Below are 26,372 nucleotides of genomic sequence, written 5' to 3' on the forward strand. Positions count from 1 at the left end.
TCAGTCATGGGGCTTGTTGGGAAAGCTGATTGCCGCGGATCACTTCCATCGGCCGCGCAGCGCCATGACCGCCAGCGGCCGGCGCTTTCGGGGCGGCACCGAGCGCCAGTTGCGTGAACTGGAAGAGTTGGCTGTTGGCGTTGTCCACGTGCGCCAGTGACTGGGATTCACCGGCCCAGTACTTGGCCAGACGCTGTTCTTCGCTGCTGCGCACGGCCAGGCGCAACGTGCCGACCTGAGTGGCGAGCATCATCCGGCTGAGCAATTGTTCGGGCACCGCCAGCACTACGGTGCGCGCGGCAATCCGGCGTTGATCCTGTTTGAGTTTGTCGTCGGCGCTCAAGGCCGGGTTGGCGGGTTGGCCGTCATTGGTCAGGCCGTATTGCTCACCGACACCGAGCACGCGCATCGCCGGCACCACGATCTGCGCCGACTGCTGCAGATTGCTCGCGTCCTGACGCAGGTAGAGCAGCACATCAACGTAATCGCCGGGAATCAGTTGCCCGGCGGCACCGATCACTTCGTCCACGGCCACGGTGAGCGCACGTTCATCACTGCGGATCATCCGCGCCAGTGAGCCACCGGCCTGAAAGCTTTCATCGTTGAGCCAGGTGCCTGCGCTCAGGTGCCGCCAGGGTGTGCGACCCACCGCTTGCTCGACACTGGAAAGGCTGCCGGCTGGCGCACTGCGCAGTTTCTCCACCGCCACATCGGCAGCCGTGAGCGGCGTGAACGGCGGGACATCGTGCAACAGCACGACCACTGGCTGGCGCGTCTGATCTTCGGCGGCGGCAACGGTTTTTTCCAGGGCGACTGCCGGGGCGGCAGGCACCTGGGCGACGGGAACCGGGTGCCGACTGAGCATCAGGCCCCAGTAACCGACGACGATTGCCCCCAGCAGCAGAACCGCTGCAAGACCCATGGTGACGCGACTGTTCATGACGGCTCTCCCTTTCCTGCTGCACCGACAGCCTGTACTTCCTGCCGAGAGAATTTTTCGCGATCAGGCAGCTATGAACATGTAACGATTTCGCTATTTCCAAGCTAGCTGATCCGACACAAAACGCCATTAATGACAGCAAAATAACTCACTAAAGTATGAGCCCTGGCCAATTAACTGTAGGGTTTGGCTCAACTAACGTTCTGGTTAATCCTTTGTGATTAATCCGTTCTTACAGTTGTTGACCGGGAGTTTGTTGACAATGCTCTGATAGCACGGTGAAAGCATGCCGCTGTAGCGTTGGATCGGCGCCAGAGGCGCGAAGGAGTAGACGTATGATTCTCGAATATCTGCTGGCCAGGGCCCGCCTGTTTCTCAAAAGCGAGGAAGGGGCGTCGGCAATCGAGTACGCAATCGTGGTGGCCATGGTGGCCGTGGTTGTCGTGGTGTTCGTGACACCTGTCGGCAACAAGGTGCTGTCGATTTTCAACACAGTCCTGACCAGTCTCGGCGGAACGGCACAGGTCCGACCTACGCCTTGATCCCCCCGCTCGTCCCCTTTCAATGCCCGCGCGCGGGTGAGCAATCGTGCGCCCGGGCGTTGACGAGGCCAGTGAATTTCCAGCGTGCGGCCAAGGGCTGACGCAGAGGAGAATACTCATGGTGCTTGAATATCTGTTGATGCGTGCGCGGGCGTTTCTGGCAAACACGGAAGGCGCTTCGGCCATCGAGTATGCGATTGTGGTGGCCATGGTGGCGGTAGTGGTCGTGGTATTCGTGACGCCGGTAGGCGCCCAGGTGCTGGCGATTTTCAACAGCGTGCTGGTATCCCTCGGCGGCACTGCACAAACCGCTCCGGTACAAACCCCCTGATGTGAGTCGCGTCCGGCGAATGTCGCGCTACACTCGATCTCACTTCCAGCTTTTCAGGGACTGCCCATGACTGCCTCCTCGCTCCCCCGCCAACAGTTGCTTCTGGTTGACGACGAAGAGGACGCGCTGCTTGAGCTGGCCGAGTTACTGGAGGGCGAGGGTTTTGTCTGCCACACCGCCACCTCGGTGAAACTCGCCCTGCATCACCTTACCCGCCATCCGGATATCGCCCTGGTGATCACCGATCTGCGCATGCCGGAGGAGTCCGGCATGTCGCTGATCAAACGCCTGCGCGAGCACACTTCACGCCAGCATCTTCCAGTGATCGTGACCTCCGGACATGCCGACATGGAAGACGTCAGCGACATGCTGCGCCTGCAGGTGCTGGATCTGTTTCGCAAGCCGATCTACCACGTGCGCCTGCTGGAAACCCTGGACAATCTGTTCCCCAAACCGTAAATGCAGGGCGGGTAATTCAGGCGAGGATTTTTTGGCAGAATTGACTGCCTGTCCGCGACGAACAGGCAATCGCGATCAGTGTGCGGTCACACGCTGACGGGCGGCCGACGCACTGGGCGACAGCGCCAATGCCAACTGGGTACGGTTGTGCATGTGGGTAAGGCGCAACACCTGCGAGACATACAGTTTCACGGTGTTTTCGGTGATGCCCAACTCGCAGGCGATCTGATAGTTGGTTTGCCCTTTGCCCACCAGCCGCGCCACATCCAGTTGCCGCGGCGACAGCTGATTGAAGATCGCCGGAATCTCCTGCTCTGCCTCGGCGCTGTCGCCGCCGATCATGTCTTTGACGACCGCCGCCGGATTGCGCCGGACCTTATCCAGGTCCTGATAGAGATCGTCGATGGATTCCGAGAGAAACTGCAGCTTCTGGTTCAGGTGTCCCAACTGGACATTCTTGTGCCGCTCTTGCAGCGCCGCTTCCTGACGCTTCACGCCTTCGAGCAGTTCATCCAGCTGAATCGGCTTCTGGTAATAGTCGGCAATCCCCGCGCGCAGCGCCTTGATCACATCCTGTTTGTCAGCGCGACCGGTGAGCATGATCGCTTCGAACACCCGGTGTTTGCCGCTGATGCGTTGCAGCTCCTGCACCAACTGAATGCCATCCATGTCCGGCATGTGCAGATCGCTCAGCACCAGGCCGATTTCCGCGTCTTCGCTGAAACGCTCGATCGCCTGCGTGCTGGATTCACACGGCACACAGCGGTAACCGCTGCTTTCGAGAAACTCGCACAACTCTTCGACAATCAACGGTTGATCATCGACCACGAGCACTTTTACCGCCGACGTAAGCTTGTTCACGAACCACTCCATTGCTCGGGCCAAAGCTGACTTTTTCTGCACTTTGGCGATGTAACGACTTCATTTGAAAGTAGACGCACTTTCCGACTATGTACATAGAACTAGTGGCATCTGGCGACTAATGGATCCAATGAATCGAAGCCAGTACCCCCACCAGCACGAACGGTGCAAATGGCAGCTTCTTTGACGTTCCCGGCTCCATATATCGAAGATGTTCTCTAAGTCGTTGACTCATATGAAGCCAGACTCTTGGCGCGATCAGCAGCCAGAGCAGACTGGCGACGCCAGCGCCGATAAACGCGCAAAGAATGAATAAACCGTTCGTCGCAAGGCCCATGGCTGTCATTAATTTCACATCGCCTGCGCCCATCCGACCCATGAAATACCCCGGAACGGTCAACCCCAGAGCGATCGCGGCGGCCCACCATCCCTGCTGCGCATCGGCCCCGAACCAGGTCGTGCCGGTCGCCAACAAGTGGATCAGCGCTAGCGCTCCCGCACCGAACGTCAGCACATTGGCGATACGTCGTTGCCGGGCATCCTGGGCGGCGCACAGGGCCAGCCAGATCAGGAGAACTAAACTCTGCATCCGGTTAAATCCGTCCGATTTTGCTGATTGATTCTATGCTGATACTACGCAGTGAACGTCAGGGTAGACGCAGTCATGAAAACCGGCTTCGCAAAATCACAGGCAGGCGCAGTGGCGATCGAATTCGCCTTGGTATTCGTGATTTTTTTCGCCGTGTTCTACGCATTGGTCAGTTACAGCCTGCCTTTTTTATTGATGCAGAGCTTCAACGAGGCGACGTCGGAAGCCGTGCGCCGCAGCGTCGCGGTGGATCCGAATACCCCCGGTTATGCCTCGGTGGTGGTGAGTACCGCCAACGCCGTGTTGGCCGATCAGTTGCAGTGGACCTCCACACTGAACCTGGTGGTCGGTGTCGATACCTCGGCCGTGTATGACGCCGCTCAGGGCACGTTGACGGTCAGCGTCAATTACCCCACCAGCAAGCTCAATCAGATCATGCCGTTTCTGGTGCTGCCGGGGGTGGGCGCCGTGCCCAGCCTGCCCGCCAACCTCACCGCCTCCTCGAGCCTGAAATTTTGACCGCCGGCGACAATCTGTTCGGGCGCCTGCTCAAGCGCGCGCCACCGCCGGCCAACGAACTGCCCGATCATCTCGGCTCGCCGCCGCTGGGCCTGCACCTGCAACTGGACCATGACGGCTGCGTGCTGCAGATCGCCGGGCCGTTGCGTCATCTGTTGGCGCAACAGCCGCCCCACGACTCACCGCTGCCGTTGTCGGCTTATTTACTCGCGCACAGTACGCTGGCGATTGAAGGCCCCCCGCAAGACTGGCAAAGGCAAATGCTCGACCTGGATTTCCCCGGCCTCAGCGATCAGACCCTGCACCTGCGCGGTTGGGTGCAGCCTTCGGCCGAGGGCTGGGTGCTGCAACTGATGGACATCGCCGACCTGCTGCTGGAGCGCCAGCAATCGCGCCACCGCGAAGCCTGCCAGACCCTCGCCGGGCAGATCAGCGAACACCTGCGCTTCTGCAGCCTGATGCGTTTACCGAGGGTGGTCAGCGAACAATTGCAGGCCATCGCCCAGCGCTGGCATATCCCGTGCCTGGCCATCGCGCTGCTCGATGAACAGGCACAGGGCTGGCAAATCTACGAGCAGTATCGCGCCCACGACGCGCCGCTGCTGTGGCAGGACGGCCAGCGTCTGGGCACGCCGCTCGACAGCCTCAACGGCAGCGCGCCGCAGCGCCTTGGCGCCCATCATCGCTTGTACGAACACGCGCGGGTGGAGGCCACGTTCGGCAACGCCGACGGGTTCGCCGTGCCCTACAGCGATGATCGTGGGGTGGTCGCGTGGCTGCTCTGCGGCTTCTACTCCGTGGACGTTGCCGCACCGCACCTGAACGACCGCGACTGGATGGCCCTGACCAGCGCACTGGCCGCGCCCCTGCTCAGCCGCCTGCGAGAACAGCAACATCATCACTACACCGAACGCCTCGAATCGCTGCAGACCCTGCTTGGCACCGGCTGGTGGGAAATGCTCGGCAACGAGATGTTGGTGTCCCCGTCGTTGCTCGACGTATTGTCGGCGGACAGTGCGCGCATGCCGGTGCAAGACTGGCTGGCACTGATTCATCCGGCCGATCGCGAAGAACTGCGCAGCGGTCTGCACGCCCTGCAATCGCACGGTGATGCGCTGACCCTGTGCGTTCGCCTGCACCGCAGCGGCCCCGGACAAACGCCCCAGTGGTATCGCGTTCAGGGCCAGGTCGCCGGCACCGGTGAACAGCGGCGGCTGGTGGGGTTCATGCTCGACATCAGCGACACGCGCAACCAGCAGCAACGCGCCGAAGCCGCCCATGCGCGGCTGGATAATCTGATCGCCAGTTCGCCGGCAGTGATTTATGTGCAGCGCTACGTCGAGGGTGCGCTGCTTGCGGACTTTTTCAGCGCCAGCCTGCAGCCACTGCTGGGCTGGACGCCGGCCGAGGGCTGCGCCGCCGACTGGGTGCAACTGATTCACCCCGAAGACCGCGAGCTGTATTTCGCCCGCACCCGGCAACTGTTGCGCGAAGGCTCGGTGCGCGCGCGTTTTCGCTTGCGCGACGCGCATGGCGAATACCACTGGCTGCTCGACGAAGCCAAGCTGCTGCGCAACGACCTTGGCCTGCCGGTCGAAGCCGTCGGCCTGTGGCTGGACGTCACCGAAGCGACCCTCGCCGCCGAACAAGTCAGACACAGCGAAGAGCGCTACCGGATTCTGGTGGAAGATTCGCCGGCGATGATCTGCCGTTATCGCCCCGACCTGACCCTGACCTTCGGCAACCGGCCGCTGGCGACTTATCTGGAATGCACGCCGGAGCAATTGCCGGGGGTCGATCTGGGCAGCTGGATGTCCGACGAACAGCGCGCCGCCTTCGTCCAGCGTCTGGCACTGCTGACCCCGGAGTTGCCGGTGAGCACCGCCGAAATCAGTCTGCAATTACCCGGGCGCGAACATGCGTGGTGGGTATGGTCCGATCGCGGGGTGTTCGATGAACACGGGCGCTTGCTTGAAGTGCAGGCCGTGGGCCGCGACAACACCGAGGTGCGGCGCTCGCAGCAGCAACTCACGCAAAGCGCAAAAATGGCCACCCTCGGCGAAATGGCCACCGGTCTGGCCCATGAAATCAACCAGCCGCTGAACGTGATGCGCATGGCCATCGTCAACGTGCTCAAGCGTCTGGGCAACGGTGATGTGCAGATCGACTATCTGACCGACAAACTCAATCGCATCGACGCCCAGGTGCAGCGCGCCGCGAAAGTGGTCGATCACATGCGCGTGTTCGGCCGCCGCTCGGAGATCGAGCAACAACTGTTCAACCCGGCCTCGGCCATTGAAGGCACGCTGTCGTTGCTGGCCGAAGGCATGCGCGGCAAAGGCGTCGACCTGCGGATCAGCGAAACCGTTTTCAGCGTGCAGGTGCGCGGTTATGTCGATCAGCTGGAACAGGTGCTGATCAACCTGATGGTCAACGCCCGCGATGCGCTGCTCGGCAAACGCGAGAAAGACTCATCGTTCAAGCCATGGATCTCGATTTATGCCGAGCGCGATGAGCACAAGGTGCGACTGTGGGTCGAGGACAACGGCGGCGGCATCGACCCGCGCTTGCTGGAGCGGATTTTCGAACCGTTCTTCACTACCAAACCGGTGGGCGTCGGCACCGGGCTGGGGCTGTCGGTGAGCTACGGCATCATCGAAAACATGGGTGGTCATTTGAGCGTGCGCAACTCGGTGGAGGGCGCACGTTTCTGCATCGAATTGCCGATTGCCCCGGACGCCTAGATCACCAGATAGGCCTTGCCGGTCTGGCCGCAGGTCATGTTGGCGCCGACGTCGACGTCCATCAGGTTGATGCCCAGAGCTTTGAGCAAGTTGTTCAGCAGCGGGTCGAGCAATGGGCTGAGCAGGTTGGTGATCAGCGGTTGCAGAATGGCCGTGACATCGCTGATCAGACTGGCCACGCCAGTGACAATGGCCCCTAGCGGGTTGCTGCCCTGGGGCTTGTACACGATCAGATTGATCCCTGCCAAAGTGTTCGCCAGGCTGCTGACGATGTTGCTCGACGGCGCCGCTGAAATCACGCTCGGCGGCAGTTTGAGGTTGGCCGGTGTGGCGAATGGCGTACTGCTGGAATACAGCAAATCCTGAGAGTTTTGCGCGACGCTGGTATTGACCATGATCGCGATCCCGCCCGCCCCGTACTGGACGTGGGTGCTCTCGTCGCAACTGCCGATGCCGAGGATCTTGTGACAAGTCACCGTGCCAAGATCGACCAGTGGCAACGGTGTGACCGTCGGTTCGGCGAGCGAGGAAAAAGCATTGGTCGGGTCAATCTCGCCGACCTTGAGATCAGCGATCGAGGTGATGGTGTGGGCGGTCAGGCTTTTGGTGCCCGAGGTTCCCGGGCCGATCGGACAGCTGTAATCGGTGACGTAGCTGATAGCGCCACCGGCATCCAGGGCAATGTCGATTTCCGGCGACGGCAGCAATTGCGGATCAAGCTGTTGGCAACCGGCACCGAGCAGACAACCGACTGAATTGAGCGTCGCCACCAGATTCAGACTCAGCAGCGCGTTGAGGGTCGGAGTCAATGTGCCGACCAGCCCCAACACCGCATTGACCAGCGCAGCCCCTCCAGACAACACCGGCAAATTCACCGAGAGCATCGTGCGGATCTGCGCCGTGCGCACATAAATCCGGTCCGGCCCCAATGGGTTGGCCTTGGCCCGCGCCGGATCACCAATCGCCGAGAACTGCGGCGGCTCAATCACCTTGACCCGCACCGTGACGTTCGCCAGCCCCAGCACGCTGATCGGCAGTGTCGCGGCCACCGCGCTTTTGCTGTTGGCCAGTTGCACCACGCCCTGAATCAGTTGCAGCAGTTGCAGGTTTGCATCCAGCCCGGCGGCGGTGGTGCCGGTCTGTAACTGCAGGATGTCGCCGAGTTTGACCGGCGCAGCATTGATCGCCGCAACCTGCAGCTGACCCAACGCAGTAATCACCGTGGCGGTCGCGCCATTGAGCTGCACCACCGTCGCGGCCGCCTGAATCAGCTGGGTGACCGTGGCCTGGGTGTTGAGCAGTTGCGTGTAGTTGCCAGCAGCGACGTTGAGGTTGATCGCCAGTTGATTGAGGTAGCTGAGCAGGTTGATGTCGGTGTTGAGCAGACCATCCCAACCCAGTGCCGTGAGGTTGACGTTGCCGCCGAGCAGCCCGGAAAACAGCGGATTGAGAATGTTCGACTGCGCAGTGTTGATGCTCGCCAGCGTACTGCGGATGTTCAGTTGCGCAACCGTCGGGGTCGGTTGCGCAGCGACGGCCGAGGCGTTGAGCGTGGTGTTCAGGCTGACCGCCGAACCGCTGAACAAGGCCTGCACGCCACCGGCAAAACTGGTGGTCACCGTACGACTGGCGTCCACTTTGATTGCGCTCGAGCGGGTTGCATCGACGGTGAACGCACGCAGGCCGCTGGCCGCGGTCTGCACACTGCCGCAGGTAGTCGCGAGGGTGTTGTTGCTATCGACGATGTAGCCATTGCGCACCGCGCTTTGCCCGGCATACGTGGCAGCGCTCAGACCGGACTGACAATTGCCGCCGCGACTGACCGCTTCCAGCGCCGCACTGTCGACTACTCGCTGCAACTTGCGGTGCTCCATGTATAGCCGACCGGTGTCGACCACCAACAGCATCAACACCAGCGCCAGACTGAGGGTGGCAGCCGCCATCAAGCCGATCGCCCCGCGTTGCCGGGCCGGGTCGTTGAACTGCGTACGAGGCGACATGGCGCACTCCTTTGCCGGCGCGTTGCCGAGCGCTACCTCCGATGGTGGATTTGAGTGTAGACGGCGCTAATGGCAACGCGCCATTTGGTGCTGCACAAAACCCTGCAGGCCTTCGCCTGCTCGCGAATGCGCTGTGTCATTCAACATGGATGTGGCTGACACGCCGTCTTCGCGAGCAGGCTCGCTCCCACAGGTGGGGGTGGTGAGGAAAAAAAATGGGAGCCGCTGGGGCTCCCGTTTTGTAAAGCGGCCTAGCGCGGTGGATAGTTGGCCAATATCCGGCCCACCGTTTCGCGCACCGCGTTGCTGCGATCCTGTGGATTGGGCGTGCTGCTGAGCATTTGCTCATCGCTGCCACGCCACACCAGTTTGCCGTCCTTGCCATCGAGCAGGTCGACCTGGATCGTTGCCACCTTGTAGGTGATGTTGCGGGTTTCGTTGTACATCGGCGCGCCCCAATACCCGTTCCACGGGCCACCCCAACCACCGCCGTAGTTGGTAGTCACCTGCTGCTGGCGATCCTCGACAATCAGATAGGTCTGCACGCTCAGGTCGCCCTTGGCCCCCGCAGCGGCAGGACGCAAACCGCGTTGATCGAGTTGATCGCCGACGGCCTGGCGGATGCGTTGCTCGGTCAGGTCGCTTTTGATACGAGGATCATCCGGGCGATATTGCAGCGCCGGTTCTTTCCAGCTCCAGCTGCGATAGGCGGCGAAGTCGCGGCTGGCGTCGAAGTCATGGTTGACCTGGTGAGCGGCGCAGGCACTGAGCAGCGCGGCCATGGCCAGTAAAGCGAGACGACGGAACATGGTTGTTCTCCGGTTGAAGGCCTGAACCTGCGAAGCGTTCTCACATGAAGTCTAGCTCGGCGGATACGCCGACAGGGCTTTTTCCAGAGCCTCGCGAATGGCGTCGGTGCGCACCAGCTGGCTACCCTGATTGGCGGTTTCGGCGCTGGCGCTCCACACCGGTTGACCGGTGCCGGCGTCGAACAGATTGACCTGCACCACCACGACCTGCTCCTGATAAGTACGAACAATCGGCACGCTGTTGTACATGCCGTAACCACGCCCGTAGCGATCATAGCCACTGTATCCGCCGTAACCGTAATCGTCCTGCACCTGACGCAAGCGGGTTTCCAGACGCAAATGGGCGCTGACCAGCAGGTCGGCCGGACGATTGTCGTGCAACGGCCGCAAACCGCGCTGATCCAGCGCGTTGCTCACCGCTTCGGCCACTTGCGCCGAGTCGGCCCAGGCCGTGCCCGGCGGCAATTGCCCGTTGAGCCAGGCCCAACTGCGATAGCGCCCGTAATCACGCGGTGGCGCCGGATAGGCGCTGCGATCGAAGGTGTTGGCCGCTTGCGGCGGCGCTGGCGGCAATGGGCGCGACTGCGCGACGTACGGGTTGCTGCCCTGGCAGGCGGCCAACCCCACACAGATCAGCAATAACCCGAGTTGAGCTTTCATAGCGTGCTCCGATCAGATCGGCCGGCAGATCCAGTGCAAGTAACGCCCAAGCCCGGCGAAGCTTGGGTGACGACGGTGCGCGAGTTCCATCTCCAGCAAGTCCACCAGTTCGGCGCGGGCCTGAAATTCCACCGGCATGTAGTCGTGGAAAACCCGGATCCCGCTCTGGGTTTCGACCTGCCACAAGCCTTCGAGTTGCGTTGCCAGCTCCCGCGGATCGAGCGGTTGCTGCGGGGTCAGGCTCTGCTTTTCACCGGCCATGGTGTTCTTGCGCATTTTCTTGAAATGGCCTTTGAGCAGGTTGCGATAAATCAGTGCATCACGGTTGTAGAACGCCAGCGATAGCCAGCCACCGGGTTGGGTCAGTTGATGCAGCACGGGCAGGATCGCGTGGGGTTCGGCCAGCCATTCGAGCACGGCGTGGCAGATCACCAGATCGTACGGCTCGGTGAGCTGACCGAGCAGTTCCTGCCACGGCGCCTGAATGAACGTCGCGCTCTGCCCGGCTTCGGCGAAGCGCTGGCGGGCACCTTCGAGCATCGGTTCGGCCGGTTCGGTGAAGGTCACCTCATGGCCGCGCTCGGCCAACCACAGCGACATGTGGCCCAGACCGCCACCGATGTCCAGCACGCGCAGCGGTCGGTCCGGCAACGCCTCGGCCAGGTCGGCCTGCAACACCGCGAGGCGAATCGCGCCTTTGGCGCCGCCGTAGATTTTTTCGGCGAAACGGGTCGCCAACTGATCGAAATGCCGGTCGCTCATCAGCTGAACCGCCGTTCGCTGTCGGCGAGCTTGCTGCGCACCACTTCATTCATGTCCAGCCCCAACTCGCTGCACAGCAGCAACAGATACAGGACGATGTCGCCGACTTCCTGCCCGGCATGCGCCAGCTTGTCCGCCGGTAACTGGCGCGACTGGTCTTCGGTCAGCCACTGGAAGATCTCCACCAGCTCGGACATTTCCACGCTGGCGGCCATGGCGAGGTTTTTCGGGCTGTGAAATTGCCGCCAGTCATTGCGGTCGCGAATGGCGTGCAGGCGTTCGGTCAGTTCAACAAGGTTCATCGGGCTCTCCTGAAGGCGTATAGCTTCGGGGGGATGTCGGCTGAACGCAAGCGGCCATGGCGTGCATTTGTGGGAGCGAGCCTGCTCGCGAAAGCGGTGTTTCATTCAAACCATCAATTCTCTGCACCACCGCATTCGCGAGCAGGCTCGCTCCCACACAGGACTGAGACAAACCCTCTATAGTTGCAGGGAACTCGGCCACCCGCGTTGTGGCCCAAGGCTCAGCTCTTTCATCAGGATGCACACATGCAGGTAGAAAGCTTTTTCGAATGGCTCGGCCAGGCACTCGGTTCGATCATCCGTTTCATCGTCGATGGGCTCAGCGGCCTGTTCAACATTCTGAGCAATGCCGGCGGCAACTTTGTCGATGGCCTGGCGAAGACGCTGGGCATGGATACCTCGATCATCAGCATCCTCGCGTTGATTGTTGGCTTGATGCTGCTGTGGTCGGCGATTCGCGCGTTCATGAATGCGTCGATCATTGCCGGGATCATCTGGCTGCTGCTGGGGTTGTGGTTGTTGAGCTGGATTATCCACTGACACCCCAAAACCTTGTAGGAGCGAACCTGCTCGCGATGACGGCGGATCAGTCAGAACTGCTTTGAATGACACCCCGCCATCGCGAGCAGGCTCACTCCTACAAGGGATAGCATTTCCAGCCGCATGAATCGTTACAATCCCCGCTCCCCCAAGGAGCCCGCATGTCCAACCTGATTGCCAACTGGCGCAACCGCCCGACCCACCGCAAGGTCTGGGCGCTCGCCGCGCCGATGATTCTTTCCAATATTTCCGTGCCGCTGGTGGCGCTGGTCGACAGCACCGTCATCGGCCACCTGCCCCATGCCCATCAGTTGGGCGCGGTGGCGGTCGGCGCCAGCCTCTATACCTTTCTCGCCTGGGCCATGGGTTTTCTGCGCATGGGCACCACCGGATTTGCCGCGCAGGCCGCCGGGCGCAGCGATGGCGCGGCGTTGCGGCAGATCCTGCTGCAGGGTTTGCTGCTGGCGCTGGGACTGGCAATCGTGCTCGGCACTCTCGGCGTGCCGTTGAGCGGCGTGGCCCTGCATTTCATGCAGCCCTCAGCCGAACTCGATCAACTGACCCGCGAGTTCTTCCACACTCGGTTATTCGGGCTGCCGGCAGCGCTGGCCAGTTACGCCCTGGTCGGCTGGTTTCTCGGCACCCAGAACGCCCGGGCGCCGCTGGCGATTCTGCTGAGCACCAACCTGATCAACATCGCCCTCAACCTGTGGTTCGTGATCGGTCTGGAATGGGGGGTGGTCGGCTCGGCACGGGCCTCGGTGATCGCCGAATGGAGCGGCGCCCTGCTCGGCCTGTGGCTGACCCGTGGCGCCTTGCGCGCCTATCCGGGGCACATCGCCTGGGCGGCGTTGAAGGTGTGGCAGAACTGGCGTCCGCTGCTGGCGGTCAACCGCGACATTTTCATCCGCAGCCTGGCGCTGCAATCGGTGTTTTTCCTGATCACCGTGCAAGGCGCGCGACTGGGCGATGCCACGGTGGCAGCCAACGCCCTGCTGCTTAACGGTTTGCTGCTGACCGCGCATGCACTGGACGGTCTGGCGCATGCGGTCGAGGCGTTGTGCGGACACGCCATCGGTGCCCGCGACCGGCTCGCCCTGCGCCGCTCGCTGGTGGTGGCCGGCGGCTGGTCGCTGTTGGCCAGCCTCGGTTTTGCCGCGCTGTTTCTGTTGGGCGGACACTTGTTCATCGAAATGCAGACCGACATCCAGAGCGTGCGCGACACCGCGTTCATCTACCTGCCGTATCTGGCGGTGTTGCCGCTGATTGCGGTCTGGAGCTACTTGCTCGACGGCCTGTTCATTGGTGCCACCCGCGCCCGGGAGATGCGCAATGGCATGCTGCTGACTGTCGCCCTGCTGCTGCCGTTCGCCTGGGCGCTGCAAGGGCTGGGCAATCACGGTCTGTGGATAACGTTCCTGCTGTTCATGGTCTTGCGCAGCCTGACCCTCGGCACACTGGCCCTGTGGCTGCGGCGTAACGACGGCTGGTTCGGCGGTAGCGCTCACTGAGCCGGTGTGTGTCTGACGAACGCGACGACCTGATCGAGCACCGGCGCCAGCCGCCGCAGCGGCCGCGACAGGCTCGCCACCAGCGTCACATGATTGGGCCGCGAGTAGTACAGATCCTGCACCGGCACACCCGCCTCGCGCAGTTTGCGCGCCAGGCCTGCGGTGTTGCGCGTCGGGTTGACCAGATTGTCGTTGGTCGCGGCGATCAGCAACGCCGGAGGCTCGCCGTGCCTGACGTGATTGATCGGCTGCGATTGCGGCGGTGAGTGCGGCCAGAAAAACACCGGGCGCACGTCGGCATTCTTGATCGGCAGAAAATCATACGGCCCGGCCAGGCCGATCCAGCCGCTGAGGTCTTCGGGCGACATGCCCACCGCGCCGAGCAGACCAGGATCCAGCGCCAGCATCGCCGCGTTGTAAGCGCCGGAACTGTGACCCATCAGGTACAGGCGTTGCGGGTTGCCGGAGAACTCGCGGATATGCGCCCGGGTCCAGGCCACCGCCCGCGCCGAGTCTTCAAGAAACAGCGGATAGCGCACTTGCGGGTACAGCCGATAATCCGCCAGCACCGCGACAATCCCCCGCGACGCCAGCGCCTCGCCGACAAACGCGTAATCGCCGCGATCACCGCTGTTCCAGCTGCCGCCGTAGAAGAACACCACCACCGGCGCGTCCTCCAGCGGCTGGCGTGGCACGTAGACGTCGAGTTTCTGTCGCGGATCAGCGCCGTAGGCAATCCCGGCGGCTCTGTGGAACGTGTCGTCGGGGGTCAGCGCATTGAGCACCTTGACCGGGGAGCACCCGGTCAGCACCAGCAGCAGGAGCCCGCCAAACATTGCGCCGAACCGTTGCCACAGAGGATTTGCCATGGATGCCGCCCCTCAGGATTGATCGATCTGCCACTGTCGTCGCACATGGTCGAGGCGTTCCTGCTGGGTCAGCCCATCCGGCACGCCGGGCAGTTGCGCCCGGGGATGCTGCAAGCGTAGCCATAACCAGTCATCCAGCACCGTGCGGTCGCTGAAACCCAGACTCAGCCCCTCCTGCACATGGGAGGCCATGCGCGCGTAGTCGGTTCCCAGGGATTGGCACCAGCGCCAGATGTGTTGTTCCAGCAGGCAGCTTTGCAAACGTTCGCGCTGACGATGGGTGAGGCTTTCGTCGATCCCCAGCGGCTCGACCGCCCACTGCGGGTTGCGCAGTTGCTGCCAGCCCTGAATGCCGATGGCGAGGTCGGCCCAGGTGCCACCGAACCAGCGCAGCAGGCGGATCGGTCCGAGCCAGCGACTCAAGTCGGCGGCATCACAGGCATCGAAGAAATAACTCGCTGTCTGTCGATTGTAGTAACCGAGCAAGGCACGGTGGTTGAGTCCGAACGAGACGCTGAGCATCCGCCGCAGGTGACGCAGAAGTAGCGGTGGCGAGGCATCGCTGGCGAGCAGCAGACCTCGCCAGGTCTGCGGGTCGCGGTAGCACAGCGCAGCCAGTGCCGGGCACCCGTGCAACTCAACCAGCAGCGGCCCCTGTTCGCTCACCGCTTGAAACTCGGTGCCCTCGAACAACCGCGTGCAACGTACCCCGGGGAACCCCTGACGCAGTGTCGCCAGCGCCTGCTGTGCATCGGCGCCATCGAGCAACAGCCACTGTGCCTGCTGGGCAAACCCGACGCCGCTCAAGTGGCGCCGCCCTGATCCAGCGAGGCGACCAGACGGCAACTGCAGATCGACGCTGCGCAGTGGTTGTAACTGCCGCCGCCGGGCATCAGGCACAACAGCAACAGCGGTTCGGCGGACTTGAGCCATTGCGCCAGACCTGCGCTCGGCAGCACGTCCGGCAGCGCCAATGCCTCTGCGCAGTCCTCGATCGCCACCGGCTCCTGCAGCACGCCGCTGATCACTGGCTGATCCGGGTCGCCCTCATGAAAACTCACCACCACTTCGACACCTTCACGCAACGATGCCAGCGTCTGGTCACTCAACGCCGCCGCGAGCGGTAGCCAACAGTGGCTGGCGGCAGCGCCTTCGCCCTGATAGACCCAGTCGAATTGCACGGCCACCGGCCGCTGATCATCGGGCTGCGGTTCATCAACCGTCACCACCCAGGCACGTTGCAGGCTGTGCATGCGCGGTCTGGCACAGGTGCTGGCCCGCGTGGGCAGTGGCGCCTGGGCGCTGGCAACGATGCGGTTGCTGTAAGACGGCTCGCTGGCGGGGTCGGCACGATGTTCGATCCGGCTCAGCAACCAGCGGCGGTTGCACTCGGCAAGGGGATGCGCGGTCAGCGTCAGCCACTGTGCGCTGCGTAAAGTCGGCAGATCGCTGTGGCCATAAGCTTGGCGGGTATCGACTGTTTGCACCTGCGCATCCGCGGCCTGCACCTCTATCTGCCAGCGTCTAACCGAAGGTGCGCTCGCGCCGGCGTCTACAGAGGCCACACCAGAAACAGGCAACCGCGCCGGATCATCGGCGAAGACCAGACAGTGTCCGTTGGGCCGATGTTCGAAGTAATAATGAATCCGTGCCTGGGCGCACAGCCGCTGCACAAATTGCAGATCCGATTCGCGGTATTGCGTGCAAAAGGTGCGCACCGGGTAGTCGCTGTGCAAATCAAAGCGGCGTTGCGTGCCAGTGATCCCGTGCTCCTTGAGCACCTGCGCAAGGATCTGCGGCACACACTGACTGCTGAAAATCCGCTGACTGAAACGCAGTGCCAGATAACTCAGCTTCGGCTCCAGGGTCACCCGACACAATCGGCAACCCTCACCGTGCTCATGCTGGACCACACTCTGCAACTGTCCGCTCAAGCCATTTTGCAAGGGGCCGAACTGCAGGAACGCCGGGCGATGCAGCAGACCGGCCAGATTCAACTGCGGATCATCGATCAACAGATCGATTGTGAAGACAAAGGGTTCGCTGATGCCCTCACTTCCGGTAAAGGCCAGCACCTCGAAGGGGTCGGGCAGCCCCGCTACATCGAGACGAAACGACGGCTCGTTGACTGATTCGAACATGGGCGGATCTCTACAGGAGGGGCGGCCGGGGATTCTCGCCGAGAGCCAAGGCCGAGTAGAGAGCTGAAGTACAACTTAGGAAATGACCTACGCGAAAAGCAGACCGGATGACTCTACGGACTGTGGTAGGCAGTTATTTCGCGAGGAATTTGGGAGATGTCCCACCGGGTCATCCGAAATTTCCGCCGTTCGCGGAAAAATTTCAGACAACCCGGTGCAACAGGCCTGACTCAGGAAGACAGGTAGGAGGAGCGGGTCAGACCCAGACGCAAGGCATCGAGGAACTGCGTGCGTTCGCTGGCACTGATGCGGGCACTGGCGCACTTGTCGCGGTAGTGGGTCATCAGTTCTTCCGGCGACAAGTGCACGTAACGCAGCATGTCTTCGATGGTGTCGTGGGTCTCGATACCGGCGTGGTACACGCTGCCATCGGCGTTCTGGTAGATGTTCACCGAGTCGGTGTCACCGAACAGGTTGTGCATGTCGCCGAGGATTTCCTGATAGGCGCCGACCAGGAACACGCCCAGCAGATAGTCTTCACCTTCGTTCAGACCGTGTACCGGCAGGCTGGTCTCGATGCTCTGCTCGTCGACGTACTGGTTGATCTTGCCGTCGGAGTCGCAGGTCAGGTCTTGCAGCACGGCGCGACGCAGCGGCTCTTCGTCCAGACGATGCAGCGGGATGATCGGCAGCACCTGATCGATCGCCCAGGTGTCCGGCAGGCTCTGGAATACCGAGAAGTTGCAGATGTACTTGTCGGCCAGTTTGTCGTTGAGTTCGTCGAGCACCTGACGGTGCGAACGCTGACGTGCTTTCAACGAGTTGTGCAGGCGACGGCACACGGCGAAGTAGCACTGCTCGGCCAAGGCCTTTTCAGCCAGAGTCAGTTTGCCGTCGGCGTACTGCGAAGCCACGTCGCTCATGTAATGCGTGGCGCGCCAGTAAGTCTCGGTGACCATTTCGATATCGGTCGGGCCGAGCAAGTCCACCAGCCACTGCACGGTTTCCGGCAGGTTTTCCTTGTTTTCGATCAGCGGGATTTCGTCGTTGTGTTTCTCGACGTCGGTCACCTGCACCACCAGCATCGCGTGGTGGGCGGTCAGCGAGCGGCCGCTTTCGGAGAAGATGTGCGGATGCGGCAGGCTCTGCGCGTCGCAGAACTCCTTGAGCATGCCGACCACGACACCGGCATAGTCGTCCATGTCGTAGTTGATCGAACTGGCATTGCGCGAGTGGGTACCGTCGTAGTCGACACCCAGACCGCCGCCGACGTCGATGTGATCGACCGGCAGGCCAAGGTTGCGCAGTTCGCCGTAGTAACGGATCGCTTCCTTGAAACCGTGCTGGTAGTCAGCCAGGTTGGCAATCTGCGAACCCATGTGGAAGTGCAGTAAACGAATGCCCTGATCGAGGCCGGCAGCGCGGAAGCGCTCGACCACCGACAGCAGTTGCGCCGCCGACAGACCGAACTTGGATTTCTCGCCACCGGTGTCCGCCCACTTCGAGGACGCCAGCGACGACAGGCGCACGCGCAGGCCGACCTGCGGCTTGACCTTGAGCGAGGCAGCTTCTTCGATCACCAGGCCGACTTCGGATTCTTTCTCGATCACGATGAACACGTTGTGGCCGAGTTTCTGGCCCATCAGCGCCAGACGAATGAACTCGCGGTCCTTGTAACCGTTGCAGACGATGGTGCCGCCCTTCGGCGCCAGCGCCAGCACGGCCAGCAGTTCAGGTTTGGAGCCGGCTTCCAGCCCGATGGAAACGTTCTGGGTGGCGATGATGTTCTCGATCACCGCTTCTTGCTGGTTGACCTTGATCGGGTACAGCGCGGTGTACTTGCTCTGGTATTCCAGGCGCTCGATGTTCGAGTCGAAAGCACCGGTCAGCTGACGGACACGGTCTTGCAGGATGTCGGGGAAACGTACCAGCAACGGCAGGGACAAGCCGCTCTTGCGCAGTTGGTCGACTTGTTCGAACAGGTCGATAGGCGAACTGCTCGGGCCGTTCGGACGAACTTCGACGCGACCGGCGTCATTGATCGCGAAATACCCGGCCCCCCAATGGCGAATCCCGTAAACACTGCGGCTGTCCGCAACTGTCCATTGGCTGCCATCGTCTTTACGTGTGCGTCGTACGGACATCGAAGTCCCCTATAAAGAAGTCATAGTGCGTCGCCTGATCTCAGGCCGGCGCAGTCTAAAGAATGAAAATGACGGTTCGTCAGCGCGGCGGTAGACCGCGCTGACCGCGTGTAGTTTAGAAACCGGTATGAACAGGCTCTGTGAAAACCATGGAGACGACGCCGGCGCTGAGCATTTCAGAACCGGATCAAGCCGCGGGTGGTTTTCACAGAGGCTGCTAGCCGCCGGACTTCTTCGCTTTGAAACCGTGTTTGATCAGCTCAGCCAAGAGTAGCTCGACATGATCGCCCTGGATTTCGATGATCCCGTCCTTCAGCGCCCCACCGGTGCCGCAACGTTTCTTCAACGTTGTCGCCAGCTCCTTGAGGGCGTCTTCGGCCAGTGGCACGCCGGTGATGGTAGTCACCGTCTTGCCGCCACGGCCCTTGCTCTCGCGACGCACGCGGGCTATGCCGTCCCCGGCCGGGATCACGGTTTGTTTGCAGATACAGGCGTCCACCGGTTTACTGCATTCCGGGCAATGACGACCTGCGTCGGTGGAAAATACCAGGCCACCAAGGGCGGCGAAGGATGCGGCTTTTTTGGCCACCGGCAATCCTCTTGGGAGGACAAAGACTGATCGCGACCTTGGGCAAGGTCATCGACCGCGAAGCCCCACTCAGGCAGGGGCAGCGCTACTGCACCGAAATTTTTGAACCGCTCGACTTCGACCTGTAGGAGCTGTCGAGTGCAACGAGGCTGCGATCTTTTGATCCTGATCTTCAAGGATCAAAAGATCGCAGCCTTCAGCAGCTCCTACATGCCTGTAGTCGTTCAGGCCCACGTCAAACCATTCGGTGCAGCTTGAAAAGGTCGCGCAGTGTAACGGCAAAAAGCGCAATTGCTAAGAGCCAATCGGCGCCAATTTATGAGTTCTTTGCGACGTCGCTTTGCTGCGCCTTCAGATAGCGTTTCAACGCGGCCAGAGAGTCCGGGCAGTAAGGCTTTTGCTGGATTTCCAGCAGTACCTGTTCGACCGGAATAAAGCGTGCTTCCAGCACTTCTTCCGGCTGCAGCTTCAGCGGGCCATCCCACACCGCGGAAAACGCCGAGCACCACAGTCGATTGCCGGTGTCCTCGAAGAAGAAATGATCGTGGGCGGTCAGTTCCACCCCGCTCACCCCCAATTCCTCTTCCAGCTCGCGGGCCGCCGATTCGGCGTAGGTCTCATCGGCCTGCACCATGCCGCCGGCTGCCACATCCCAGTAACCGGGATAGATCGCCTTGCTCAAGGTGCGCCGATGTACACAGAGTTCGCCGGCGGAATTGAACAGCATGATGTAAGTGCCGCGCCCGATCAGGCCACGCTCACGCAATTCTGCCCGCACCAGGGCGCCGAGCAGGTTGTCCTGCTCGTCGACCCAGGCGATCTGTTCAGCATCGGAGGCGGCGCGGTGCGCCGCCTCTCTGGCGCTATCGACCATGACTCAGCCCTGATTGAGCAATTGACGCAGATCGATCACTGCGGCGTTGGCCCGGGAAATGTAATTGGCCATGACCAGCGAGTGGTTGGCCAGCACGCCGAAGCCGCTGCCATTGAGAATCATCGGGCTCCAGACCGGCTCCTGCGATGCTTCCAGCTCACGGATGATCTGGCGCACGCTGACCGTGGCGTTCTTCTTCGCCAGCACATCGGCAAAGTCCACTTCGATGGCGCGCAACAGGTGCGACAACGCCCAGGCCTGGCCGCGCGCTTCGTAGAACACGTTGTCAATCTGCATCCACGGGGTTTCGACGACTTCCTCGTCAACCTGCGGTACTTCGCCAACCGCCGGCACTTCGGTTTTCAGCGCGGTGTTGAGCTTGACCCGGCCGACACTGGCGGACAGGCGTTGCGACAGCGAACCGAGACGGGTGCCGACATCGCCCAGCCAGTTGTTGAGGTTGTCGGCACGGGCGTAGAACAAGGCGTTTTTCTGCGTTGGATCAGACAGACGTGCCTGGTAACGGCTCAGGGAGTTGATGCCTTCCTGATATTCCGATTCGCTCGACGGCAGGATCCAGCTCTTGTTGTCGAAGTTGAAACGCGGTTCGGCCTTGGCCAGATCAGCATCCTCGGCCGACTGTGACTGCGAACGGGCGAAGTCCTTACGCAGGGCACGAGTCAGGTCACGCACCTGCACCAGCACGCCGTATTCCCAGCTCGGCGTGTTGTCCATCCACAGGCCAGGCGGGAAACGGTCGTTGGAAATGTAGCCGCCCGGTTTGTTCAACAACGTACCGGCAACGGTCTTGAGGGTTTCGACCGTGGTGTAGCCGACGACCATTTGCTTGCCTTCTTTCTCGGCAGCCGCCTGGGCATTTTGCGCCACCGGAAACAGCGCCGGCTCCTGGCTCCAGTACCAGCCCAGGCCGATGGTCACCAGCAGATAAATGCCGATCAGCGTGGCCAGCGCGCGGCTGAACAACAGTCCGCCCACATAGCTGCGGGTGGCCGACTTCGGCTCAGCGGCACGTTCAGGCGCGCTGCCCGCGCGGTTCTTCCAGTCCAGCATGGCGATATCCTTTCAATCACTTGGGTTCAACGGTTCGACCACAACCATACAACAACGTGCCAAGGCCGGCACCCGCCATTGAAGAGAAGCAGAAAATCCACGGAAGGACCGGCCTCGACCTGCGAATTTTCTAGGGGTTTCCCTGATACACGGCCATCAACAAAGCTGCACACGAGGCATTTGCAGATCAGCGCCTGTGTGCAGCACAGCGTTGTGCACAAAAGCTTTCTTTACCCGTAGACCAGCACCAAATGCCCGGTTTCCGGGAGGTTCATCGACGAACAGGTTCAATCCGACACCACTCGGTCAGAAACTGAATTGTGCAGCACCGCAGATTATTGACTCACGACACTCATATAAGGGAAAAGAGGTGCTAGCATAGAGCCACCAGTCGATCTCAGCATGCGCCCTAACTAGTAGTCAGGATATGACCGAGCCAGAAGACCCCAGCCGTGAGCGCCTCAAGCACCACTTTGCCCAGCGGGTAATTCATCAGGCACGTCAGATTCTTGAGATATGGCAGCGCCTGCAACGCAGTGAATGGTCCACCGCCGACCTCGCCGAACTGAGCGAGGCCAATCTGCGCCTGCTGCGTTTTGCCGAGCGCTTCGAGCAGCCCGAGCACACGCAACTCGCGCGTCATATCGGCCAGTCGCTAGAAGCCGTGGATGCCAATCGTGGACGCCTGAGCAGTGGCTTGATCACCGACCTCAATCGTTTGATGCAGCGTCTGTCGCGCACCGGCTTGCGGCAAGGCGATCAACTCGACCAGACCTTCCTGCCGCCGCTGCGCAAACCGATCTACGTCATGTTGCAGGATCACGACCGCGCCGAGCGGCTGGCCAAGCAGCTGGAGTTTTTCGGCCTGACCGCGCAGGCGCTGGACAGTGTCGCGGCGTTTCGCTCCTCGATGGTCGAGCGCTTGCCGGCCGCGATCGTCATGGACGTGGACTTCAGCGGCGCTGGCGTCGGCCTGCAACTGGCTGCCGAAGCCCAGGTCGGCCGGGAAGAACCGCTGCCGCTGCTGTTTTTCAGCCTGCACGAAACCGACACCCCGACCCGCCTCGCCGCCGTGCGCGCCGGCGGCCAGGAATTCCTCACCGGCACCCTCGAAGCGTCGAGCCTGCTGGAGAAGATCGAAGTCCTGACCTGCGTCGCCCAGTACGAACCTTATAAAGTGCTGATCATCGACGACTCCCGCGCCCAGGCTTTGCACACCGAACGCCTGCTCAACAGTGCCGGCATCGTCACCCGCACCCTGATCGAACCGATTCAGGCGATGGCCGAACTGGCGGACTTTCAGCCGGATCTGATCATCCTCGACATGTACATGCCGGCCTGCACCGGCACCGAACTGGCCAAGGTCATCCGCCACAACGACCGCTACGTCAGCGTGCCGATCATTTATCTTTCGGCCGAAGACGATCTGGATAAACAGCTCGACGCGATGAGCGAGGGCGGCGACGACTTCCTGACCAAGCCGATCAAGCCTCGGCATCTGATTACGACTGTGCGCAACCGCGCCGCCCGCGCGCGCAACCTCAAGGCGCGGATGGTTCGCGACAGTCTCACCGGCCTGTACAACCACACGCACATTCTGCAATTGCTCGAAGACTGCTCGTTCCGCGCCCGTCGCGAGAACAAGCCGCTGAGCTTTGCCATGCTCGACATCGACCACTTCAAACGGGTCAATGACAGTCACGGCCATCCGATGGGCGACCGAGTGATCAAGAGCCTGGCGCTGTTCCTCAAGCAACGCCTGCGCAAGACCGACTTCATCGGCCGATACGGCGGCGAAGAATTCGCCATCGTCATGCCCGACACTGATATAGACGCCGCGCACAAAGTGCTCGACGAGATCCGCCAGCGCTTCGCCGAAATCCACTACCCGGCGCAACCGCACGATTTGTGGTGCACCTTCAGCGCCGGCGTGGTGGAAATGCACGAAGACTCCGACAGCCTGATGATGGCCAGCCAGGCCGACGAAGCGCTGTACCGCGCCAAAGGTGCCGGACGCAATCGAGTGCAAACCGCGCGCGACTCAAAGCAAAGTGCCACCTTTTCATCGGAATCCACCGATTCGGTCATAACCCTGTAACAGAACAGCAATAAATTCAGGCGCTTACCATTCCTGCCGTTGGTAGCCGTCATGCGCCTGAAGTTGCTCACCAATCTCAACACTCTGCTGCTGGTCGCCGTTTGCGTGGCCCTCGGCGCGACGCTGTGGTGGTCGCAAAAAGCCCTGGAGCGTCCGTATCTGTTGATGGAGCGCTACCTCGGTCTGTCGCAGCAGTTTCAAAATGACGTGGCACGCAATGTCGAGGACTACCTCGCCAGCGGCGACGCGCTGCGCCTGAGCAGCGCCAGCCAGGCCATCGACGGCTTACACAAGGAACTCGGCGAACTGCCGCCGGCACTGACCGAGACCCTGCTCCCGAGTCTGTCGAGCCTCGAAGAATTCAGCAAAACCGACCTGCTCGCGGCCGGCAAACTGGCCGGTGATCCGCAGGCGTTGCTGTTGCAGGCCGAACGCGAACTGAGCGCCAGCCTCGATCAACTCAGCACCTACGCCAATGGCAACGCGTCGTACCTGACGCCGCTGCTCGTCGCCTCGCAGCACTTGGGCAAGCTGTCGCTGGCCCGCGACAAACTGGTCAGCAGCGGCCGCAGTGAACTGGCGGCCGACGTCGAGCGCGAAGTCGACAACATCCGCACCCAGGCTCAGGCCATCGACGCCCTGCCCCTGCTCGGCGTAGTCGCCCAGAATGAATCCGGCAGTGATGATTTCGCCGCGATGATGGGCATCGAAAGCACCGAAAAAGCCGCCGCCGAAGACGCCGGTGTCGGCCTCAAGCGCGAACTCAACAGCCTGCTCGGTCGCTACCCGGCGGAGCTCGCACGCACCCGTGAACAGATCCAGAAACGCACCGACCTGAGCACCGCGACCCACCTGAAAATCGCAGCCGTGCAACACGCCATCGCCGGACTCGAGCCGGTGGTACGTGCCCAGCACGGGCAGATCCAGGGCGAAGTGCGCCTGATGCAAGGCGTGATGATCGGCCTGATTCTGCTGATCGCGCTGTTGATCGACACCTTGCAGCGGCGCTTGGCGCGCACCCTGACCAACCTTGCTCCGGCGCTGTCGACCTGGGCTGAAGGCGATTTCAGTCGCGACATCCAACTGGGCAAGACCAACCGCGAACTGCATGACATTGAGGCTTCGCTGAACCGCCTGCGCGCGTATTTGGTGGATCTGGTCGGGACGATTCGCGGCAATGCCGAACAGGTCGCCGGCAGCAGCCGTACGCTGGCCGAACTGAGCAACGATCTGCACACCGGTGCCGAACATCAGGCCGGCGACACCGCGCTGATCCGCGATTCACTGGGCGAACTGGAAGCCACCATTCAGCAGGTCGCTGGCGATGCACGGCAGGCAGCCGATGCCAGTCGCCATGCGGGTCTTGCCGTCGAGCACGGACAAACCGTGATCGGCCAGAGCCTCACCGGCCTGCATGCGCTGGTCGGCGAGGTGCAAGGCAACGCGCAGATGATCGAGCACCTGGCCGAAGAGTCGGCGACCATTGGTGGCGTGCTGACGGTGATCCGTTCGATTGCCGACCAGACCAATCTGCTGGCCCTGAACGCGGCGATCGAAGCGGCGCGGGCCGGGGAAATGGGCCGTGGTTTTGCGGTGGTGGCCGAGGAAGTGCGCTCACTGGCGCAACGCACGGCGGGCGCCACGGCGGAAATCCAGACACTGATCGCCGGCCTGCAAACTGCGGCCCGACAATCGGTCGAAGGCATGCGCGCGCAAGTCGAACACGCCGAAGCCACGGCCAATCAGGCACAAGCGGCGGACGGCGCGCTGGATAAAATCGTCGGCGCGATCCAGACCATTTCCGACACGGCGATCCGCATCGCCGATATCACCGCCCAGCAGAGCGGCGCGGTCAGCGAGATCCGTGACCACAGCGAACGGATTCATCAATTGGGCGGGGATAACCTGTTGCGCATCGGCGAAGGCCGCGAACAGGGCGAGAACCTGCTGGTATTGGGCGGGCAACTGCATACCGCCGTACAGGCCTTCCGCGTCTGATCGCGCTCCCTGTAGGAGCTGTCGAGTGAAACGAGGCTGCAATCTTTTGATCCTGCTTTCAAAAACCAAGATCAAAAGATCGCAGCCTTCGGCAGCTCCTACACGATTGGGCGGGCAACTGCATACCGCCGTACAGGCCTTCCGCGTCTGATCACGCTCCCTGTAGGAGCTGTCGAGTGAAACGAGGCTGCGATCTTTTGATCTTGCTTTCAAAAACCAAGATCAAAAGATCGCAGCCTTCGGCAGCTCCTACACGATTGGGCGGGCAACTGCATACCGCCGTACAGGCCTTCCGCGTCTGATCACGCTCACTGTAGGAGCTGTCGAGTGAAACGAGGCTGCGATCTTTTGATCTTGCTTTTAAAAACCAAGATCAAAAGATCGCAGCCTTCGGCAGCTCCTACAGAGCGACATGAATGACCGGATCAAATCTCTCAGTCACAAATTTCGCGTAAACATCGGTCATCGTGCTGGCTATTGCAGAGAACTGGACAGTCACAAAGCCTTTGCGGCATAGTCGCCGGGTTCTGACGACTGCTCATTCATAACAAGGAACATGCAGATGGCAACGCTACTGGTGCTGCACGGCCCCAACCTGAACCTGCTCGGCACCCGCGAACCCGGCACTTACGGTTCAACGACCCTGGCGCAGATCAATCAGGATCTGGAGCGTCGCGCCCGTGAAGCCGGCCATCATCTGCTGCACCTGCAAAGCAACGCCGAGTACGAATTGATCGACCGCATCCACGCCGCTCGCGGTGAAGGCGTCGATTTCATTCTGATCAATCCAGCAGCTTTTACGCACACAAGCGTCGCATTACGTGACGCGCTGCTGGGAGTGAGCATCCCATTCATCGAAGTGCATTTGTCCAACGTGCACAAGCGCGAACCTTTCCGCCATCACTCTTACTTCTCCGATGTAGCGGTGGGAGTGATCTGCGGCCTTGGCGCCAGCGGTTACCGACTGGCCCTGGAGGCCGCACTAGAGCAGCTTGAAACACAGGCAACAGCTTGAACCA

Annotated in this window: 25 protein-coding genes; 10 read left to right on the plus strand and 15 right to left on the minus strand. The window is 61.5% G+C overall.

The window, feature by feature from the left end; translation table 11 throughout:
- Nucleotides 1-4: 4 nt before the first annotated feature.
- On the minus strand, nucleotides 5-940 hold the full coding sequence (gene cpaB, locus BW33_RS19045) for a Flp pilus assembly protein CpaB (RefSeq protein ID WP_047600495.1): 936 nt from the start codon (nucleotides 938-940) through the stop codon (nucleotides 5-7).
- Between the two features lie 335 nt (nucleotides 941-1,275).
- Here cpaB and BW33_RS19050 point away from each other — a divergent pair, with 335 nt between their 5' ends.
- The 3 genes from BW33_RS19050 (at nucleotide 1,276) to BW33_RS19060 (ending at nucleotide 2,272) form a co-directional block, all read left to right on the plus strand.
- On the plus strand, nucleotides 1,276-1,482 hold the full coding sequence (locus BW33_RS19050) for a Flp family type IVb pilin (protein ID WP_047600497.1): 207 nt from the start codon (nucleotides 1,276-1,278) through the stop codon (nucleotides 1,480-1,482).
- A 118-nt stretch (nucleotides 1,483-1,600) separates the two neighbouring features.
- A complete protein-coding gene (locus BW33_RS19055) occupies nucleotides 1,601-1,813 on the plus strand; it encodes a Flp family type IVb pilin (RefSeq protein ID WP_047600501.1) in 213 nt (70 codons plus the stop codon).
- A 66-nt stretch (nucleotides 1,814-1,879) separates the two neighbouring features.
- The gene (locus BW33_RS19060) at nucleotides 1,880-2,272 is read left to right on the plus strand and encodes a response regulator (protein WP_047600503.1); all 393 of its coding nucleotides are present in this window, start codon (nucleotides 1,880-1,882) and stop codon (nucleotides 2,270-2,272) included.
- Nucleotides 2,273-2,347: 75 nt separating this feature from the next.
- Here BW33_RS19060 and BW33_RS19065 read toward each other — a convergent pair whose 3' ends face one another.
- Both BW33_RS19065 and BW33_RS19070 read right to left on the minus strand, forming a co-directional pair.
- The gene (locus tag BW33_RS19065; protein ID WP_047600504.1) at nucleotides 2,348-3,133 is read right to left on the minus strand and encodes a response regulator transcription factor; all 786 of its coding nucleotides are present in this window, start codon (nucleotides 3,131-3,133) and stop codon (nucleotides 2,348-2,350) included.
- A 118-nt stretch (nucleotides 3,134-3,251) separates the two neighbouring features.
- Nucleotides 3,252-3,722 (minus strand): A24 family peptidase, encoded by a 471-nt coding sequence (locus BW33_RS19070; RefSeq protein ID WP_047600507.1) that lies wholly within the window; start codon nucleotides 3,720-3,722, stop codon nucleotides 3,252-3,254.
- A 75-nt stretch (nucleotides 3,723-3,797) separates the two neighbouring features.
- Between BW33_RS19070 and BW33_RS19075 the strand changes: the two genes are divergently transcribed.
- Nucleotides 3,798-4,241, plus strand: a complete 444-nt coding sequence (locus BW33_RS19075; protein ID WP_047600510.1) for a TadE/TadG family type IV pilus assembly protein — start codon at nucleotides 3,798-3,800, stop codon at nucleotides 4,239-4,241.
- Nucleotides 4,238-6,985, plus strand: a complete 2,748-nt coding sequence (locus BW33_RS19080) for a PAS domain-containing sensor histidine kinase (protein ID WP_047600512.1) — start codon at nucleotides 4,238-4,240, stop codon at nucleotides 6,983-6,985. Before BW33_RS19075 ends, BW33_RS19080 begins: the two co-directional genes overlap by 4 nt.
- On the opposite strand, the gene BW33_RS19085 is transcribed toward BW33_RS19080, so the two are convergent.
- The 5 genes from BW33_RS19085 to BW33_RS19105 all read right to left on the minus strand — a co-directional run bounded on the left by BW33_RS19085 (nucleotide 6,982) and on the right by BW33_RS19105 (nucleotide 11,518).
- Nucleotides 6,982-8,985 carry a pilus assembly protein TadG-related protein gene (locus BW33_RS19085; RefSeq protein WP_047600514.1) on the minus strand — a complete coding sequence of 668 codons (2,004 nt, stop codon included), beginning with the start codon at nucleotides 8,983-8,985 and terminating at the stop codon, nucleotides 6,982-6,984. The genes BW33_RS19080 and BW33_RS19085 overlap by 4 nt on opposite strands.
- Nucleotides 8,986-9,236: 251 nt before the next feature.
- Nucleotides 9,237-9,794 carry a DUF4136 domain-containing protein gene (locus BW33_RS19090; protein ID WP_047600516.1) on the minus strand — a complete coding sequence of 186 codons (558 nt, stop codon included), beginning with the start codon at nucleotides 9,792-9,794 and terminating at the stop codon, nucleotides 9,237-9,239.
- A gap of 51 nt (nucleotides 9,795-9,845) precedes the next feature.
- A complete protein-coding gene (locus BW33_RS19095) occupies nucleotides 9,846-10,454 on the minus strand; it encodes a DUF4136 domain-containing protein (RefSeq protein WP_047600518.1) in 609 nt (202 codons plus the stop codon).
- A gap of 12 nt (nucleotides 10,455-10,466) precedes the next feature.
- Nucleotides 10,467-11,216, minus strand: a complete 750-nt coding sequence (locus tag BW33_RS19100; RefSeq protein ID WP_047600521.1) for a methyltransferase — start codon at nucleotides 11,214-11,216, stop codon at nucleotides 10,467-10,469.
- Entirely contained in the window at nucleotides 11,216-11,518 is a 303-nt protein-coding gene (locus tag BW33_RS19105; protein ID WP_007951009.1) for a MazG-like family protein, read from the minus strand. Before BW33_RS19105 ends, BW33_RS19100 begins: the two co-directional genes overlap by 1 nt.
- Before the next feature lie 246 nt (nucleotides 11,519-11,764).
- On the opposite strand from BW33_RS19105, the gene BW33_RS19110 reads away from it, so the two are divergent.
- Together BW33_RS19110 and BW33_RS19115 are read left to right on the plus strand one after the other, a co-directional pair.
- On the plus strand, nucleotides 11,765-12,058 hold the full coding sequence (locus BW33_RS19110) for a hypothetical protein (RefSeq protein WP_007963021.1): 294 nt from the start codon (nucleotides 11,765-11,767) through the stop codon (nucleotides 12,056-12,058).
- Nucleotides 12,059-12,219: 161 nt separating this feature from the next.
- A complete protein-coding gene (locus BW33_RS19115; RefSeq protein WP_047600523.1) occupies nucleotides 12,220-13,569 on the plus strand; it encodes an MATE family efflux transporter in 1,350 nt (449 codons plus the stop codon).
- Here BW33_RS19115 and BW33_RS19120 read toward each other — a convergent pair.
- The 7 genes from BW33_RS19120 to BW33_RS19150 form a co-directional block, all read right to left on the minus strand.
- A complete protein-coding gene (locus tag BW33_RS19120) occupies nucleotides 13,563-14,438 on the minus strand; it encodes an alpha/beta hydrolase (RefSeq protein WP_047600527.1) in 876 nt (291 codons plus the stop codon). The two genes, BW33_RS19115 and BW33_RS19120, sit on opposite strands and share 7 nt — an antisense overlap.
- A gap of 12 nt (nucleotides 14,439-14,450) precedes the next feature.
- Entirely contained in the window at nucleotides 14,451-15,245 is a 795-nt protein-coding gene (locus tag BW33_RS19125; RefSeq protein WP_047600530.1) for a DUF4123 domain-containing protein, read from the minus strand.
- A complete protein-coding gene (locus BW33_RS19130) occupies nucleotides 15,242-16,579 on the minus strand; it encodes a contractile injection system protein, VgrG/Pvc8 family (protein WP_047600532.1) in 1,338 nt (445 codons plus the stop codon). Before BW33_RS19130 ends, BW33_RS19125 begins: the two co-directional genes overlap by 4 nt.
- Nucleotides 16,580-16,809: 230 nt before the next feature.
- Nucleotides 16,810-18,723, minus strand: coding sequence for an arginine decarboxylase (gene speA, locus BW33_RS19135; protein WP_003221289.1), 1,914 nt, complete (start codon nucleotides 18,721-18,723; stop codon nucleotides 16,810-16,812).
- Nucleotides 18,724-18,940: 217 nt separating this feature from the next.
- The gene (locus BW33_RS19140) at nucleotides 18,941-19,312 is read right to left on the minus strand and encodes a translation initiation factor Sui1 (RefSeq protein ID WP_007914613.1); all 372 of its coding nucleotides are present in this window, start codon (nucleotides 19,310-19,312) and stop codon (nucleotides 18,941-18,943) included.
- A gap of 316 nt (nucleotides 19,313-19,628) precedes the next feature.
- Complete coding sequence (locus BW33_RS19145; RefSeq protein ID WP_047600535.1) at nucleotides 19,629-20,186, minus strand: NUDIX hydrolase; 558 nt, start codon at nucleotides 20,184-20,186, stop codon at nucleotides 19,629-19,631.
- 3 nt (nucleotides 20,187-20,189) lie between these two features.
- Entirely contained in the window at nucleotides 20,190-21,257 is a 1,068-nt protein-coding gene (locus BW33_RS19150) for a DUF2333 family protein (RefSeq protein ID WP_007963034.1), read from the minus strand.
- 427 nt (nucleotides 21,258-21,684) lie between these two features.
- On the opposite strand from BW33_RS19150, the gene gcbA reads away from it, so the two are divergent.
- The 3 genes from gcbA (at nucleotide 21,685) to aroQ (ending at nucleotide 26,368) form a co-directional block, all read left to right on the plus strand.
- Nucleotides 21,685-23,355, plus strand: coding sequence for a diguanylate cyclase GcbA (gene gcbA, locus BW33_RS19155; protein ID WP_047600539.1), 1,671 nt, complete (start codon nucleotides 21,685-21,687; stop codon nucleotides 23,353-23,355).
- Nucleotides 23,356-24,309: 954 nt separating this feature from the next.
- Nucleotides 24,310-25,353, plus strand: coding sequence for a methyl-accepting chemotaxis protein (locus BW33_RS30555; protein ID WP_442965411.1), 1,044 nt, complete (start codon nucleotides 24,310-24,312; stop codon nucleotides 25,351-25,353).
- Between the two features lie 562 nt (nucleotides 25,354-25,915).
- On the plus strand, nucleotides 25,916-26,368 hold the full coding sequence (gene aroQ, locus BW33_RS19165) for a type II 3-dehydroquinate dehydratase (RefSeq protein ID WP_003221283.1): 453 nt from the start codon (nucleotides 25,916-25,918) through the stop codon (nucleotides 26,366-26,368).
- Nucleotides 26,369-26,372 lie beyond the last annotated feature (4 nt).

The organism is Pseudomonas sp. RIT288 (assembly GCF_000631985.1).
Classification (GTDB): Bacteria; Pseudomonadota; Gammaproteobacteria; order Pseudomonadales; family Pseudomonadaceae; genus Aquipseudomonas.